A 15,579-nucleotide genomic window follows, 5' to 3' on the forward strand; every position below is an offset into this window, starting at 1 on the left:
GTGCCCACCACCGGCGTGCTCGTTCTCGCCCTGACCAGCCGGCCGACCGTCGGAGTCCTCGTTCTCGCCCTGACCGGAGCGGTCACCGGGGCGTTCGTGCCGTGGCTGGCGGGGCGCTTCACCGGCGTACCCCGGCTTGTCCCGACCCGGGGGAGGGCGGTGGCCTGGGTGGCGGTGGCCGCCGTGGTGTTCGGCGGGCTCGGCGTCGCGCCTGGCGTCGGCCCGGCGCTGCCGGCGTTCCTCGCGGTGGCGGCGGTCGGTCTGGTGCTCGCGGCGGTCGACCTGGCCTGCCTGCGGTTGCCGGACCCGCTGGTCGGCCTGGCGGCGCTCGGCGCGGTGGCCGGGCTGGTCGCGGCGGCGGCGGTCGACGGCCGGCCCGGCCGGCTGCTCGCGTCGCTGGCCGGGGCGGGGCTGTCGTTCCTTGGGTACGCGCTGCTCGCCCTCCTGCCCGGCTCGCGGCTCGGCTTCGGCGACGTGAAGCTGGCCGCCGTGCTGGGGCTGCCGCTCGGCTGGCTGGGCTGGCCGGCGCTGCTGACCGGGCTGGTCCTGCCGCACGTGCTGCACGGGCTGGCCGTGCTCGGCCTGCTGGCCGCTCGCCGGGCCCGCCGGGAGACCCTGCTGCCGCTCGGGCCGGCCCTGCTCGCCGGCGCCTGGCTGGCGACCCTCACCGCCTGAGCCGCCCCGCCTTCTCTTACAGCAGGCGGAGCTGGCGGTCCTTCGGGCGGCGGGGTTCCGCCTCGCCCAGGCGCTCGAACAGCCCCGGGTCGATCACGTCGAGGAACGGCGTCGGCCGGCAGTCCCGCTCCGCCCCGTGCCGGGCGCGCCGGGCCGCGTGGCTGACGTAGAGCCGGTCCTGGGCGCGGGTGAGGCCGACGAAGAACAGCCGCCGCTCCTCGGCGATCGCGTCCTCGTCGGGCGTCGAGCCGGGCCAGCGCAGCGGGAGCAGCCCGTCCTCGCAGCCGACGAGGAACACGACGGGGAACTCCAGCCCCTTCGCGGCGTGCAGGGTGAGCAGGGTGACCGCCTCGGCGCGCGGGTCGAGGGCGTCGACCTCCGCGCCGGTGGCGAGCTGGGACAGGAACAGCTCCAGGTCGTCGCCGCAGCGGCGGGCCAGCGGGGTGAGCAGGTCGACGGCGGCGCGGACCTCCTCGGGGCGTACCACGCCGGAGCCGTCGAGGGTGGGCGTGGCGAACCGGTCGGCGACGACCTGCGCGGCGAGCCGCACCCGGGCGGGCAGGCCGCCGGAGCCGTCGGCGTGCCGCAGCTCCCGGGCGATCGCGGCCACCCCGGGCCGGTCGCGCAGCCGGTCGTGCGAGCGCTTCTGCACGGGCACGTTGGCGCGGGCCAGGGCGTCCACGATGGGGGCGGCCTGCGCGTCGGTGCGGTACAGCACGGCGATGTCGGAGAAGGACAGCGAGGTGGACCGGCCGTCGATGCGCCCCGAGTCCAGCGACCGGTGGGACAGGCCACCGACGAGGTCGTCGACGGTGCGTACGACGAAGTCGGCCTCGTCGGCGACGGACGCGGCGGCGTACCGGCCGACCAGCGGGGCCTCGGGGTCGAGCCGCGCCGGGTCGAGCCGGCGGCCCCGGACCAGCGACGACGGCGCGATGGCCTGGACGGCGGCGGCGAGGATCGGCGCCGACGAGCGGTAGTTGCGGTTGAGCCGCACCAGCCGGGCGTCGGTGAAGTCCTGCGAGAAGCGCAGGAAGTAGCCGACGTCCGCGCCCCGGAACGAGTAGATCGCCTGGTCGGGGTCGCCGATCGCGCACAGGTTGCCGTCGGCGGGGCTGAGCAGCCGCAGCAGCTCGTACTGGACGGCGTCGACGTCCTGGTACTCGTCCACGAAGATCCACTGCCAGCGGTCCCGGTAGCGCTGCACCAGCTTCCGGTCCGCGCGCAGCAGCTCCACCGGCAGCGTGAGCAGGTCGTCGAGGTCGACCAGGTCCCGCTTGCGCAGCAGCGCGGTGTACGCCGCCTGGTCCTCCCCCGCCTCAGCCTTGGCCGCCGCCCGCTCGGCGTCGTCGGCGATGCGGAAGTCGGCCGGCAGCCCGGCCGTGCCCGCGTTCTCCCGCAGGATGGTCAGGCCCAGCGAGTGGAACGTGCCGACGGTGATGTCCTCGGCGACGGGCCCGAGCAGCCCGTCGAGGCGGTGCCGCAGCTCCTCGGCGGCCCGCCGGGTGAAGGTGATCGCGAGGCAGCGCTCCGGGAACACGTTCAGCTCGGCGCACAGGTAGGCGATCCGGTGCGTCAGCGTGCGGGTCTTGCCGGTGCCCGGGCCGGCGACGATCAGCAGCGGGCCGCCCGGCGCGGACGCGGCCACCCGCTGCATCGCGTCCAGCCGGTCCAGCAGCCCCGTGCCGACCTCCTCCATCCCGGCGAGCATCGGCTCGAACGGCTCGTGCGGGGAGGGCTGCGGCGGGATCGGCGGCGGCGGGGCCGGCGGGGTGGGCTTCCGCTTCGGCTCGGCCTTCGCGGCGGCCGGGCGCTTCGCCTTCGCCGCCGGCTCCGCGGCCGGTCGCTGCGCCGGCACGGGTACGTCGAACAGCGTCTCCGCCTGCGCCCCCGTCCCCTTCCCGCCCAGCTCCGCCGGGTCGAAGAGGGTGATCACCCCGTACTCGCCGTCGTAGCCGGGCACCCGGCGCACGTCGCCCCGGCGCAGGCGGCCGATGCCCTCGGCGAGCAGTTCCCCGCCGACCCGGCCGATCTCGTCGAGCGGGGCGCGGGTCAGGATCTCCAGCTCCGGGCCGAGCGCGGCCACGAGGTCGTTGAGCTTCCCCTCGACCTTCTTGGACTTCGGGCCCACGTGGTTCAGCTCGCCGAGGATCTCCGCCAGCGGCACCAGGTGGGTGACGTCCCGGGCGTGGGCCGGCCGGTGCCCCTCGGGCCGGTCGGCCAGCTCCTCGACGCGGCTGAGCACCCCGACGGTGAGCGGCTTGCCGCACTCGGGGCAGCGACCGCCGGCCGCCCGGGTCCGCTCCGGCGACCAGTTGACGCCGCAGAGCCGGTGCCCGTCGGCGTGGTACTTGCCCTCTTCGGGGAAGAACTCGATGGTGCCGGCGAGCCCGTCGCCGGTGCGCAGCGCCTCGCGGATCGCGAAGTAGTCGCGGCCCGTGGCGAAGACCGTCGCCTCGCGGGCCAGGGCGGGCGGCGAGTGGGCGTCCGAGTTGGACACGAGCTGGTAGCGGTCGAGGCTGCCGACCCGCCAGTTCATCTCCGGGTCCGACGACAGTCCGGTCTCCACCGCGAAGATGTGCCCGGCCAGGTCGGCGTAGCAGTCGGCGATCGCGTCGAAGCCGGACTTCGAGCCCAGCGCCGAGAACCACGGCGTCCAGATGTGCGCCGGCACGAGGTAGCCGTCCGGGCTGGCCTCCAGGGTGATCTCCAGCAGGTCCCGGGAGTCGAGGCCGAGGATGGGCCGCCCGTCGGAGGCGATGTTGCCGATCCGGCCGAGGGTGGTGTTGAACCGCTCCACCGCGTCGAGGTCGGGCAGGTAGACCAGGTGGTGCACCTTGCGGGTGCGGTCGTCCCGCTTGTAGATCGTGGAGATCTCCACGCTGAGCATGAACCGGACCGGGTCCGCCTCCGCCTCGCTGGCCAGCCGGGGCGGCAGCCGGCGGGCGACGTCCCGCTCCGTCTCGGGGGAGAGGCGGTATAGGCCCGGCTCGGCCGGGTGCAGCGTCTGGCGCAGGTGGTCGTACCAGGCAGGGTGGGTGAAGTCGCCGGTGCCGAGCACCCCGATGCCCTTGCGCCGGGCCCACCAGGCGAGGTTCGGCGTGGTCAGGTCGCGGCTGCACGCGCGCGAGTACTTCGAGTGGATGTGCAGGTCCGCGACGAACGGCGAGGGGCCGGCCGGGGGTACGGCGCTGAACGGGAGCACGCCGCATCCTGTCACGCCCGCCCCGACGCCCGCCCGCCGCCACGCGTACGCGTGACCTGAGCAATCCTTGTCTGGACACCGGGGCGAGGGCGCGCTACGCCGATCAGGGGGTGCGCAGCTCCACAAGGGTGATCTGCGGGTTCGCCCCCACCCGCACCGGCGGCCCCCAGAAGCCGGCGCCGTTGGTGACGTACACCTTCGTGCCGTCGACCTCGCCGAGGCCGGACACGACCGGCTGCTGGAGCCGGACGGCCAGGTTGAACGGCACCATCTGGCCGCCGTGGGTGTGCCCGGACAGTTGCAGGTCCACGCCGAACTTCGCGGCCTCGACGGCCGCCACCGGCTGGTGGGCCAGCAGCACCACCGGGCGGCTCGGGTCCCGGCCGCCGAGCGCGGCGGCGAAGTCGGCGGGGGCGGCCAGCCCGGTCCCGGCGGCGGTGACGTCGTTCACCCCGGCGAGGTCGAGCACCCCGGCCGGGGTGCGGATCTCCTGGCGGACGTTCTGGAGCACCCGCAGGCCGATCCGGTCCACCTCCCGCACCCACTCCTCCACGCCGGAGTAGTACTCGTGGTTGCCGGTGACGAAGAAGCTGCCGTAGCGGGAGCGCAGGTTGCCCAGCGGGGCCGCCGCCTCGCCCAGCTCGGCGACCGACCCGTCGACCAGGTCACCCACGACCGCGACGAGGTCGGCGTCCAGCCGGTTGATCATCGCGACGATGCGCTCGGTGTGCGCCCGGCCGCGCAGCGGGCCGAGGTGGATGTCGGAGACGGTGGCGATGCGCAGGCCGTCCATGCCGCGCGGGAGCTTCGCCAGCGGGATCTGCACCCGGTCCAGTCGGGGCGGGCCGAGGGCGTTGCGTACCCCGTACCCGACGGTGCCCGCGGCCGTGAGGCCCGCGAAGATCGCCGCCCCACGGGCCAGCAGCAGCCGGCGGGACGGGTCGTGGTCGGGCTGGTCGACGGCCTCGGCGGCCGGCGGGTCGGCGGCACCGGACGCCCCGACGAGCACCGGCTCGGGCGCGGCGGCGGCCGGCTCGGCCGCGACCGCCCGGCGGCGCAGCATCCGCCGGGCGACCAGCATCGGCACCTCCAGCACGGCCAGCGCGACCAGCAGGTAGAACATCAGGGCCAGCCATACGTACCCGGGCCAGGCCAGCCAGTACAGGCCGTTCTGGGTGCCGGCCATCGTGGCGGGCACGAGCAGCGTGAGCAGCGCCGCCGCGATCACGCCGGCCCGGCGCAGCCGCCGGGACGTGGTGGTGTCCGCGACCAGGCGCTTCCACAGGTAGAGGTGGATGAGGCCGATCACGACCAGCACGAAGCCCACCAGAGCCACAACCGCCAACACCGAGCCTCCTCAGCCGCCCGCGAACGGCGGCAGCACGTCGATCGTCGCCCCTGCCGGCAGCGGTGTCCGGCGATCGTGACAGGTCACGCCGTCGACCAGGAAACTCGCCACCCTCAGCACGGCGGCGAGGCGCTCGCCGTGCCGTCGTGTCAGTTCGTCCGTGAGTTCGTCCAGGCTGCGGCCGGCGGATGCGGTCTCCTCGGCCGTGCCGGCGGCGGCCCGCGCACCGGCGAAGAAACGGATGGTGAGCTGGTCGGGCACGTCGTGGCGCACCGGTCACCCGCCGATCGCGGACATCGGCCGGGCCGGCTGGAGGAACGTCGGGTCGTCGATGCCGTGCCCGGCCCGCTTGCCCCACATCGCCGCCCGCCACCGCCGGGCCAGCTCGTCGTCGTCCGCCCCGGCCCGCAGCGCGCCGCGCAGGTCGGACTCCTCCGTGGCGAAGAGGCACGCCCGGACCTGCCCGTCGGCGGTGAGCCGGGTGCGGTCGCAGTCGCCGCAGAACGGGCGGGTGACGCTGCCGATCACCCCGACCCGGGCGGGACCGCCGTCGACCAGCCAGGTCTCGGCGGGGGCCGCGCCCCGCTCGGCCGGGTCGGGGGTCAGATCGAAGCCGGTGCGGCGGGTAGCTCCGGTGCCTGCGTCGCCTCGGGTGCGCGCGTCGCCTCCGGTGCGGAGGGTGGCGAGGATCTCGTCGGCGGTGACCATGGCGGCCCGGTCCCAGCCGTGCTGGGCGTCCAGCGGCATCTGCTCGATGAACCGCAGCTCGTAGCCGTGGGCCAGGGCGAAGCGGAGCAGCGCGGGGGCCTCGTCGTCGTTGACGCCCCGCATCAGCACGCTGTTGATCTTGACTGGGGTGAGCCCGGCGGCGGCGGCCCCGGCCAGCCCGGCGAGGACGTCCGCGAGCCGGTCGCGCCGGGTCAGCCGGGCGAACCGAGCGGCGTCGAGGGTGTCCAGCGACACGTTCACCCGGTCCAGGCCGGCGGCCCGCAGCGCCGGGGCCAGCCGGTCGAGACCGAGCCCGTTCGTGGTCAGCGAGATCCGGGGCCGGGGCTCCAGCGCGGCCACCGCCGCGACGATGCCGACCACCCCGGGACGGATCAGCGGCTCCCCGCCGGTGAACCGCACCTCGGTCACCCCGAGCCGCTTTACCGCCACCCGCACCAGCCGGACGATCTCGTCGTCGCTCAGCAGCTGCGGCCCCGCCAGCCAGGGCAACCCCTCGGCGGGCATGCAGTAGGTGCAGCGCAGATTGCACTTGTCGGTCAGCGAGACGCGCAGGTCCCGGGCGACGCGGCCGTACCGGTCGACGAGGACGCCGTCGGTCCCTCGCGCGGCGGTCACCGTTCGACGGTAGCGCGCCCCGCTCCGCGCAGGGTGTCCCGGGCGGCCGCACTGACCGCATCGCGGTACGCCGCGCCGAACAGGGCGGTGTGCACCAGCAGCAGGTGCAACTGGTGCAGCGGCACCCGCTCGCGCCACCCGTCGGCCAGCGGCCACGCCTCCCGGTAGGCCGCCATGATCCGCTCGTGGTGCGGCGGGCCGCCGAAGAGCGCCAACTGGGCGAGGTCGGTCTCCCGGTGTCCGCCGTGCGCGGCCGGGTCGACCAGCCACGCCCGCTCGTCGGCCCCCCAGAGCACGTTGCCCGGCCACAGGTCGCCGTGCACCCGGGCCGGCGGTTCGTCGCCGCCGAACTCGCCGACCCGCTCGACGACCTGCTCGACCAGGGCGGTCTCGGCGGCGGTGAGCGCGCCGGAATCGACCGACATCCGCAGGTACGGCAGCAGCCGCCGACGGGCGAACCACGCCGGCCAGGGGCCGTCGTCAGGCGTGTTGTCCTGGGGGAGCGCGCCGACGAAGCCGGCCCACTCCGCGCCGAACGCGGGGGCCCCGGCGCGGTGCAGCGCGGCCAACTCCCGGCCGAACCGCTCGGCCGCCTCCGGCGTCGGCTCGCCGGGCTCCACCCAGTCGAGCACCAGCAGCTCCGGCAGCGCCACCACCACGTCCGGTACGGCCACCGCGCCGGCCTCCCGCAGCCAGCGCAGCCCCGCCGCCTCGGCCGCGAAGAAGCCCTCCGGCACCGGCCGCCCCGCCCGCTCCGCGGGCCACGTCTTCGCGAAGACCGAGTGCCCGTCGTCCAGGGTCAACCGGGAGGCCGCGCAGACGTCCCCGCCGGCCACCGGGGTCTCCCGGATCCGCTGGTGGGTGAGGAACGTCGGGAGGTGCTCCGGATGCGCCCGCAGGTACGCCAGGTCCATGTGCGCAAGGTAGCCGCTGCGCCGCCCCGCCGTGCGGGCCGCCTCTCCTCCGCGCCGTCGATACACCACCGGCGCACCGCGCTGAGCTGCTCGAATACTGTGAGTAGTGTGGACAACTCGGCGTGTCGTCCACAGGCCCCCCGGAGGGCCCCCCGCCCGGCCCACGCTGCCTGCATGACCCGCACCGATCCCGCCCGGCTCACCGTCCGCTCCCCCGCCGACCTCATCGCCGCCGTGCCCTACCTGCTCGGCTTCCACCCCGCCGACAGCGTGGTGGTGGTCGCCCTGCAGGGTCGGCGGATCGTCTTCGCCGCCCGCGCAGACCTGCCCGGCCCCGGCGACGACCCGCTGGACCCGGCCGTCCACCTGGCCGGCGTGATCGCCCGGCAGGGCGCCGAGTCCGCCACCGTGCTCGGCTACGGCGACGCCTCGGGGGTCACCCCCGCCGTCGACGCCGTACGCGATTCGCTGACCGCGGCGGGGCTGGCCGTGCTCGACGTGCTGCGGGTCACCGGCGGTCGATACTGGTCGTACCTGTGCGACGATCCGGCCTGCTGCCCGCCCGACGGCACCCCGTACGACACCGGCACCAGCGAGGTCAGCGCGGCGGCCGTCTTCGCCGGCCAGGTGGCGCTGCCCGACCGGGCGGCCCTGACCGCGCAGGTGGCCCCCTTCGGCGGCCCGGCGCGGGTGGCGATGCGCCACGCGGTCGACCGCGCCGAACGCAAACTGGACGCCCTGATCACCGCAGCCGGCGAGGCCGACCTGCTCGGCGGCCGGGCACTGCGCCGGGCCGGCATCGACGCCGTCCGTGGTGCCCTGCGGGGGAGCCGCCGGGGCGAGCGGCTCACCGACGACGAGGTGGCCTGGCTGACCTTGCTGCTGACCCACCTGCCCGTCCGGGACCACGCCTGGGAACGCACCGACGGGCGGGACCGGGACATCGCCCTCTGGACGGACGTCCTGCGCCGCGCCGAGCGGGACCTGATCGCTGCCCCGGGCTCCCTGCTCGCCTTCGCCTGCTGGCGGGCGGGGCAGGGGGCGCTGGCGGCGGTGGCGTTGGAACGGGTGCTGGAGGCACATCCGAACTACTCGCTCGGCCTGCTCCTCGACGACCTGCTGCGTCGCGGGGTGCCGCCGTCGCAGCTCGACGGCTGGCCGGCGAACCGTCCCCCGGGGGTGCTCCGTCGCCGTCGACGTCGCCGTGATCCCTGATTCGTCAGGCGGACGCTGGTCGGCTCGCTCGTCTGGTTGTCTGGTCGGCTCTGTTGGTTCTTGCTGGCCTGCTCCGTGTGCTTGTCGCGGGTGTGGGTGGGGGTTCGCCGGGGCCCGCCCGCTCCGGGCGGTCAGGCTTGATCCCTCCGCGGGCGGGCCCCACCCGGCCCCGGCTCGCTTCCCCAAGCGGTAGATCTTGGTGAGAAACGGCCCCTCTGGGGGCTGAAATGCACCAAGATCTATGCGTGGCTCGGATTCATCGTCTGTCTGGGAGGGGGTCGGTGGCTGTTGCTGCGCGATTGTCTGTCGCGGAGTGGTGTCGTGTTTTCACGCTTTGCGGCACACCCGCATCGATTCGGTTCCGCCGTATGCTGTGCGCGGCCCGAAGCGGCCGAGAATGGTGTGAGGCAGGAGTCGATCTTGCGCAGGCAAGTGAAGGAAGACCGCACACTTGATCTTTAGCGCTCCAGGCCAAGAAGCCTGCTCCCCGCACACGCGGGGGTAATCCGAGATCCGGGCCCCTCGCTGCATCAGCAGGCACCTGCTCCCCGTGTGCGCGGGGGTGATCCGTACCGCTGGGGGTGTCCCCGTGGTTCGTGCGCTGCTCCCCGCGTTCGCATGGGTGGTCCGGGTGCGGCAGGGGGTTGGTGTGGATGCTCTTTGCCCCTGCTTTGCGCCCCGGCTCTTGTCGGTATGCCACGCATGGTGTTGGTGCAGGTCGGTGTGGATGGCCTGTTGGCTTGTGTCAGGTGTAGAGGGTCGTCGATCGATAGGGTTCGAGGATGACTCCGGACGAGTTGGTAGGGGCCGCGCTGGAGGCCGCCGAGGAGGGGCTGGCCGTCGGCGAGCAGCCCATCGGGGCGGTGGTGCTGCTGGGTGACGAGATCATCGGTCGGGCGTACACGCAGGAGCGGACGAGCGGGCGACGACTCGTGCACGCCGATCTGCTCGCCATGATGCAGGCCGACGAGGCGTTGGGCTGGCGTCGCCGGCCGTACCCGGTGCGACTCGCGGTGAGCCTGGAGCCCTGCGTGATGTGCCTGGGCGCGGCCATGGCGATGAGGGTGGACGAGTGTTACTTCGCGTTGGAGTCGCCGAGTGACGGCGGGGCCGCGCTTGCGGCTGCCTGGCGGCCGAGCCCCGACCTGCCCTGGTTCGCCCCACCGAAGTTGTTCGGCGGCATCCGCCGCGAGGAGAGTCGCAGTCTCTTCCGCCGCTACTGCGAAACCGCCCCGGAATCCGGCGCGCGCCGTTGGGCCCAGTCCCTCCTGACCGTGTCGTCGCCCTCGACGGGTCCATGATCGTCTGCTGAAAGGTGAGACGACACGCCGGCGGGAGTGTCTGAAAACGACAGACGATCATGAAAGTGCGGGTCGGGTGAGCCGTGGAGGCGGCCGGCAGGACGGGCGGCAGGAGCCTCCTGCCGCCCGTCCTGCCTGGTTCGGGCGTACCGTCGTGGGTTGACTCTCAGTCATGAAACGAACCTGGAAGGTGACCTCTCGCCTCCTCGCCGCAGGGGTCCTCGCCGGTGCCACGGCGCTGGCCGGTCCGGCGGCGGCCCCCGCCCCCGCGCAGGCCGCCCCTGCCCCGGGGGCGGGCGGCACGACGATCCTCGACCTGATCCCGGGCGGCACCCGGGACCGGATGGTCGCGCAGGTGCCGCTGGTCGACGCGGCCACCGGGCTGCGGGCCGCCGTCGAGCGCGCCCCCTCGCGCGGGTACGCCGGGATCGGGCTGGTCGGCGACCACGTCACGCTCTGGTGGAAGGGCAGCCTCCCGGCCGACGTCGCCTCGGCCGTCGCTGTCGCCCGCCGGATCGCGCCGGTCGAGGTCGCCAAGGCGGCGTACGCCAAGACCGAACTGGCCGCCGCAGCCGCGCGGATCGCGCCCGTGGTGGACGGCGACGCGCGCGACTCGGCGCACGACGTGCGGTTGCGTACCGACGGTTCGGGCATCGAGATCGCCGTCGACGACGCCGACGCGGCGCTGCCAAAGCTGCCGGCGACCGGGGTACGCACCACGATCGTCGAGCGGGACCGGCTGGTTCCCCGCTCGCGTGAGGACGACTCCGCGCCCTGGAACGGCGGGGCCCGGATCTGGAACGACTCCGGTGCCGGCTGCACCGTCGGCTTCGGCGTGCGCGAGGTGGCGGCCGGCACCAACCACCTGCTCAGCGCCGGGCACTGCGGCTCGGTGGGGTCGCAGTGGAGCGACGGCCAGGGCGAGCCGATCGGCGTGCAGACCCACAAGAACACCGACCACGACACGATGCTCATCGGCACCCCGTCGGCCGGCGGCTGGCTCTACGTCGGCGGCTCGAACGACGAGGTGAAGGCCCGGGTGGTCGGCTGGACCGAGGTGTTCCCCGGCCAGATCCTGTGCCAGTCCGGGGCGACCTCGGCCTGGGAGATCGGCGTCCCGGTCTGCAACCTGGAGGTGCAGTTCCACTACGACGACCGGGAGGACCTGGTCGAGGCCACCCAGCTCGACGGCGACGAGTCGGCCCGCAGCGGTGACAGCGGTGGCCCGGTGTACGCGGTCAACGCCAACGGCACCGTCCTGGCCGCCGGCACCACGACCCGCTCGGCGGGGCCCGGGTTCGGGTTCCAGGACTTCGCCACCGCCCGGGACGACTTCGGCGACATCGTGCCGGTCACCGGGACGGCCGCCACCTGCCGGGTGTCCTTCGCCGTCGTCAACTCCTGGGGCACCGGCTACGAGGCGGCCGTCACCGTCTACAACGACGGCCCGCAGGTCACCGGCTGGAACGTGGGTTGGACGTTCGGCGGGAGCCAGGTCGTGCAGGGGCACTGGAACGGCGTCTTCCAGCAGACCGGCGCGACCGTCACGGTCAGCAACGAGAACCACAACGCGACGATCGCGTCCGGTGGCTCGGTGAGCTTCGGCTTCACGGCCGACGGGGCCCCCACCAACCCGGCCCCGTTCACCCTGAACGGCGCCACCTGCTCCTGACCTCAGCTTCCCACCACGGGTGGGTCCCATCGGGCGGGCACCCGGTGGGACCCACCGCTCTGCCATCCACGCCGAGCATGCCGCGCTGAGCCCACCGCGCCCTTACTCCTCCAGCGCGAGGCGTTCGCGGGCGTAGATGCGGGTCAGGCCGTGGAAGGCGTACCGGTCGCCCCGGGGCAGCAGCAGGCCGGCGTCGACCAGTTCCTCGGCGGCGGCCGCCGCGCTCTCGACGTCGACGCGCGTGACGGCGGCGAGTAGGCCGGCGTCGAACTCCGCCCCCGGCACGAGGGACGCCCTTCGGAAGACCCCGGCGATCGTCGCGCCGAGCCGGCGGTACGACACGTCGAACGTCGCCCGGACGTCGAGGTCCCCGGCGGTCAGCGCGGTCAACCGGCGGCGTGGGTCGGCGAGTTGGGCGACGAGCTGGGCGACGGGCCAGCCCGGCCGGCTGGCCAGCCGGTTCCCGGCGACCCGGATCGCCAGCGGCAGCCGGCCGCAGAGTTCGACCAGTTCGGCCGTGCCCGTCGGGTCGGCGGCCAGTCGATCCTCGCCGGTGATCGAGGCGAGCAGCCGCCAGGCGGCATCCGGGGCGAGCAGCCCGACGGGGACGCGGACGGCGCCGGTGAGCCCGGTCAGTGGTCGCCGGCTGGTGACCAGGGTCAGGCAGTGCCGCCCGGCCGGCAGGAGCGGGCGTACCTGGGCCTCGTCGGCGGCGTCGTCCACCACGATCAGCAGCCGCCGGTCCCGGGTGAGGGTGCGGAACAGCCGGCCGCGCTGCTCCGACGGACCCGGGATCGCCTCCTCGGGCACCCCTAGCGAGCGCAGTAGCCCGGCCAACGCCTCGGCCGGATCGACGATGCCGGCGAACGCACCGCCGGTCCGCCCGGTGTCGACCCGCCCGGTATCAACCCACGCGCCCACGGCCCGTCCGCCGTCGGCCCGCCCGGTGTCGGTGAGCGCGGTGCCGTGCAGGTCGAGGAAGAGCTGGCCGTCGGTGAACGCGGTGCCGAGGCGGTGGCCGGCGGCGACGGCGAGGCTGCTCTTGCCGGTGCCGGGAGGGCCGTGCAGCACGACGACGGAGGCGGTCGTGGCGCTGCCGTCGGTGACTCCGGTGGTGAGCCGGGCCAGCACAGTGAGTTCGGCCTCCCGGCCGACGAGGTTCGGCACGGCGGCGGGTAGCTCCGAGGGGACCACCGGGGACGCGGCGACGATCCCTGGGTCGGGTTGCGGGCGGTGCCCGGCGCGGGCCAGCCCGACGAAGCGGTCGCGGTCCGCGCCCGCCAGGCCGAGCGCGTCGGCGAGCAGTGCGACCGTACGACGCTGAGGTGTGCGGACCCGGCCGCGTTCCATCTCCCGGATGGTGCGGACGCTGGAGCCGGACGCCTCGGCCAGCTCCTCCTGGGTGAGGCCGCGGGTGTCCCGCAGCGCCCGGAGCCACTGCCCGAAACCAGCTCGATGCTGCATGCCGACGCGCATGTCCCCCCACAACCGCTGACACGTCTGCGCTCACTGAGCGTGTGTCGATCGTGGCACGGCGCGATGGGGCGACGATATCCACAGTGGCGTGAGCATCGCCATAACAACTGGTGAGTAACCGGCCGCCACCGCCACCGCCACCAGCCGCCACCAGCCGCCATCGCCACCAGCCGCCATCGCCGGCCGCCGCCATCGCCCGGTCGCCACCGCGTGCGGGTAGGTCCGCCTGCGACGGACTCCGGCTCGATACGATGACCCGTTCCGGATCCCGGCACCGCAGGAGCCGCACATGCACCACACCGCACCGGTGCCGATCGCGGCACTGCTCGCCGGCTACCGGCCGCGCACCGCCGCCGAGAGCGCCGACGTGCGCCGGGTCCTGGACCTCGTGGCGGCCGGTGACCCCTGGTCCCGTGAGCTGCCGCTGCACGTCACCGCGTCGGCGTTGGTCGTCCACCCGCCGACCCGGCGCGTGCTGCTGCGGTGGCACGTCCGGATGCGGTCCTGGTTGCAGATCGGCGGCCACGGGGACCCCGGCGAGCGCGACCCGCTCGACGTCGTGCTGCGGGAGGGGGCGGAGGAGACCAGCCTCGACGACCTGGTGTGCTGGCCGGACGGCGCGATCAGGCAGGTGGTGGTCCTGCCCGTGCCGGCCAGCGCCACCGAGCCTGCCCACGAGCACGCCGACCTGCGGTTCGTGCTGGCCACCGGGCAACCCGAGCGGGCCCGGCCCGAGCAGCCGGCCGCCGCGCTGCGCTGGCTGAGCCTGCCCGAGGCGCGTGCCCTCACCGCCGAGCCGAACCTGCGTGAGCTGTTCACCCGCGTCGAGGAGTTGCTCGACCAGCACGGCTGACCTCAGCCTGGACGGCTCAGCCCCTGCTGACGCCGCCCTGCCCCGCCGCCGCGATGCGGTGGCCGCCCGTGTAGACGTTCATGGTCCGGCCGCGCAGGAAACCGACCAGGGTCATGCCCGCCTCCTCGGCCAGGTCACCGGCCAGGGTGCTGGGGGCGGAGACCGCCGCGAGCAGCGGCACCCCGGCCATCCACGCCTTCTGGGTCAGCTCGAAGCTCGCCCGGCCGGAGACCAGCAGCAGGTGCCCGGCCAGCGGCAGGCGGCCCTGCCGGACGGCCCACCCGACGACCTTGTCGACGGCGTTGTGCCGGCCGACGTCCTCGCGCAGCACCACCAGCTCCCCGTCGCCGGTGAACAGCCCGGCCGCGTGCAGCCCGCCGGTGCGGTCGAAGTGACGCTGGGCGGCGCGCAGCCGCTCCGGCAGCTCGGCCAGCAGCGCGGCCGGCACGGTGAGCGGGTCGTCCGCGACGGCGTACGGCGAGCGGGTCCGCACCGCGTCGATGCTGGCCTTGCCGCAGACCCCGCAGGAACTGGTGGTGTAGAAGTTGCGGGTCGGGTCGGCGGCCGGCTCGGGCACGCCCGGTGCGAGCACCACGTCGACCACGTTGTACGTGTTCGGCGTGTCCGGGCCGGCGCAGAGCTGCGCGGTGCGCACGTCCGCGTCGCCTCGGATGAGCCCCTCGGTGAGCAGGAACCCGATCGCCAGGTCCAGGTCGTCGCCGGGGGTACGCATGGTCACCGCCAACGGCCGCCGTCGGCCCGGCCCGGCCGGCCCGACCCGGATCTCCAACGGCTCCTCGACGGAGAGGCTGTCCGGCCGGCGGGTGGCGACGCGGGCCGGGTCGGCGGCGTCGAGGTCGATCCGCAGTACGTTCCGCCGGTCAGTCGCCCGTCCCATCCCGCCATCCTGCCCGACCGGTGACCCGGGCGAGGCGCGGACCCTGGCCACCGGCGATGGCGGCGAGCCTCCTCGCCCGGGATGCAACGGATGCGGGGGCGATCCCGTAGGAGGGGTGTCCGAGTGGCAAGCGGGGACGAGAAGAGGTGGGTGGCCTGTGAAGCGGCCTTCCGAACGGGATCGCGAGTTCACCGAGTTCGTGACAGCCCGGCGCGCCGCACTGGTGCGCGTGGCGACGCTGTTGGTCTCCGGTGACCTGGCCAGGGCCGAGGACGTGGTGCAGACGGCACTGACCCGGCTGTATCTGGCCTGGCCGAGGGTGCGGCCGGACACCGCGTACGCGTACGCGCGGCGGTGTGTCGTGAACGCGGCGACGGACGAGCGCCGCAGCCTGTTCCACCGGCGGGAGCGGGTGCACGCGCAGTTGCCCGATGTCGTCGCCGGCGAGGACCCGGGCGGCGACGGGACGCGGGTCCTGGCGTTGCTGGCCACCCTGCCGACGGGCATGCGGGCGGCGGTGGTCCTGCGGTACGTCGAGGGGCTCAGCGTCACCGAGGCCGCCGACGCGATGCGGTGCAGCGAGGGCAACGTCAAGAGCCAGAGCGCCCGTGGGCTGGAGCGGCTACGGGCGCTCCTCCCCACGCACACGTACGACTACGCCTGATCCGACCCCTGATC

Annotated in this window: 13 protein-coding genes; 6 read left to right on the forward strand and 7 right to left on the reverse strand. The window is 74.6% G+C overall.

The window, feature by feature from the left end; all coding sequences use genetic code 11:
• Positions 1-675, forward strand: a complete 675-nt coding sequence (locus tag LPU61_RS19950; protein ID WP_229405719.1) for a prepilin peptidase — start codon at positions 1-3, stop codon at positions 673-675.
• A 16-nt stretch (positions 676-691) separates the two neighbouring features.
• Here LPU61_RS19950 and LPU61_RS19955 read toward each other — a convergent pair whose 3' ends face one another.
• From LPU61_RS19955 to LPU61_RS19975, 5 genes are all read right to left on the reverse strand, one after another.
• Positions 692-3,880, reverse strand: coding sequence for a UvrD-helicase domain-containing protein (locus tag LPU61_RS19955; protein WP_043960940.1), 3,189 nt, complete (start codon positions 3,878-3,880; stop codon positions 692-694).
• A 103-nt stretch (positions 3,881-3,983) separates the two neighbouring features.
• Positions 3,984-5,228, reverse strand: a complete 1,245-nt coding sequence (locus LPU61_RS19960) for a metallophosphoesterase (RefSeq protein ID WP_043960939.1) — start codon at positions 5,226-5,228, stop codon at positions 3,984-3,986.
• 9 nt (positions 5,229-5,237) lie between these two features.
• A complete protein-coding gene (locus LPU61_RS19965) occupies positions 5,238-5,501 on the reverse strand; it encodes a MoaD/ThiS family protein (RefSeq protein WP_043960938.1) in 264 nt (87 codons plus the stop codon).
• Between the two features lie 3 nt (positions 5,502-5,504).
• Positions 5,505-6,572 (reverse strand): GTP 3',8-cyclase MoaA, encoded by a 1,068-nt coding sequence (moaA, locus tag LPU61_RS19970; protein WP_043960936.1) that lies wholly within the window; start codon positions 6,570-6,572, stop codon positions 5,505-5,507.
• Positions 6,569-7,486, reverse strand: a complete 918-nt coding sequence (locus LPU61_RS19975; RefSeq protein ID WP_229405720.1) for a fructosamine kinase family protein — start codon at positions 7,484-7,486, stop codon at positions 6,569-6,571. Before LPU61_RS19975 ends, moaA begins: the two co-directional genes overlap by 4 nt.
• 174 nt (positions 7,487-7,660) lie before the next feature.
• On the opposite strand from LPU61_RS19975, the gene LPU61_RS19980 reads away from it, so the two are divergent.
• From LPU61_RS19980 to LPU61_RS19990, 3 genes are all read left to right on the forward strand, one after another.
• Positions 7,661-8,701, forward strand: a complete 1,041-nt coding sequence (locus LPU61_RS19980) for a DUF4192 domain-containing protein (protein WP_043960932.1) — start codon at positions 7,661-7,663, stop codon at positions 8,699-8,701.
• A gap of 782 nt (positions 8,702-9,483) precedes the next feature.
• The gene (locus tag LPU61_RS19985) at positions 9,484-10,002 is read left to right on the forward strand and encodes a nucleoside deaminase (RefSeq protein WP_229405721.1); all 519 of its coding nucleotides are present in this window, start codon (positions 9,484-9,486) and stop codon (positions 10,000-10,002) included.
• 172 nt (positions 10,003-10,174) lie between these two features.
• Positions 10,175-11,674, forward strand: a complete 1,500-nt coding sequence (locus LPU61_RS19990) for a cellulose binding domain-containing protein (RefSeq protein WP_043960930.1) — start codon at positions 10,175-10,177, stop codon at positions 11,672-11,674.
• Between the two features lie 102 nt (positions 11,675-11,776).
• Here LPU61_RS19990 and LPU61_RS19995 read toward each other — a convergent pair whose 3' ends face one another.
• Entirely contained in the window at positions 11,777-13,138 is a 1,362-nt protein-coding gene (locus tag LPU61_RS19995; protein ID WP_229405722.1) for a helix-turn-helix domain-containing protein, read from the reverse strand.
• A 301-nt stretch (positions 13,139-13,439) separates the two neighbouring features.
• Here LPU61_RS19995 and LPU61_RS20000 point away from each other — a divergent pair, with 301 nt between their 5' ends.
• Complete coding sequence (locus LPU61_RS20000; RefSeq protein ID WP_043960929.1) at positions 13,440-14,003, forward strand: NUDIX hydrolase; 564 nt, start codon at positions 13,440-13,442, stop codon at positions 14,001-14,003.
• 16 nt (positions 14,004-14,019) lie between these two features.
• Here the strand turns inward: LPU61_RS20000 and fdhD are convergent, their stop codons facing one another.
• On the reverse strand, positions 14,020-14,901 hold the full coding sequence (gene fdhD, locus LPU61_RS20005; protein WP_229405723.1) for a formate dehydrogenase accessory sulfurtransferase FdhD: 882 nt from the start codon (positions 14,899-14,901) through the stop codon (positions 14,020-14,022).
• A 199-nt stretch (positions 14,902-15,100) separates the two neighbouring features.
• Here fdhD and LPU61_RS20010 point away from each other — a divergent pair, with 199 nt between their 5' ends.
• Entirely contained in the window at positions 15,101-15,565 is a 465-nt protein-coding gene (locus tag LPU61_RS20010; protein WP_255700178.1) for an RNA polymerase sigma factor, read from the forward strand.
• Positions 15,566-15,579 lie beyond the last annotated feature (14 nt).

Origin of the sequence: Micromonospora sp. NBRC 110038 (assembly GCF_020884815.1) — a bacterium.
Lineage (GTDB): Bacteria > Actinomycetota > Actinomycetes > Mycobacteriales > Micromonosporaceae > Micromonospora > Micromonospora haikouensis.

Coding starts and splice junctions, on each gene's coding strand:
- LPU61_RS19980 (WP_043960932.1), top strand. CDS start 7,661: ATGACCCGCACCGATCCCGCCCGGCTCACCGTCCGCTCCCCCGCCGAC.
- fdhD (WP_229405723.1), bottom strand. CDS start 14,901: ATGGGACGGGCGACTGACCGGCGGAACGTACTGCGGATCGACCTCGAC.
- LPU61_RS19995 (WP_229405722.1), bottom strand. CDS start 13,138: ATGCAGCATCGAGCTGGTTTCGGGCAGTGGCTCCGGGCGCTGCGGGAC.
- LPU61_RS19975 (WP_229405720.1), bottom strand. CDS start 7,486: ATGGACCTGGCGTACCTGCGGGCGCATCCGGAGCACCTCCCGACGTTC.
- LPU61_RS20000 (WP_043960929.1), top strand. CDS start 13,440: ATGCACCACACCGCACCGGTGCCGATCGCGGCACTGCTCGCCGGCTAC.
- LPU61_RS19990 (WP_043960930.1), top strand. CDS start 10,175: ATGAAACGAACCTGGAAGGTGACCTCTCGCCTCCTCGCCGCAGGGGTC.
- LPU61_RS19985 (WP_229405721.1), top strand. CDS start 9,484: ATGACTCCGGACGAGTTGGTAGGGGCCGCGCTGGAGGCCGCCGAGGAG.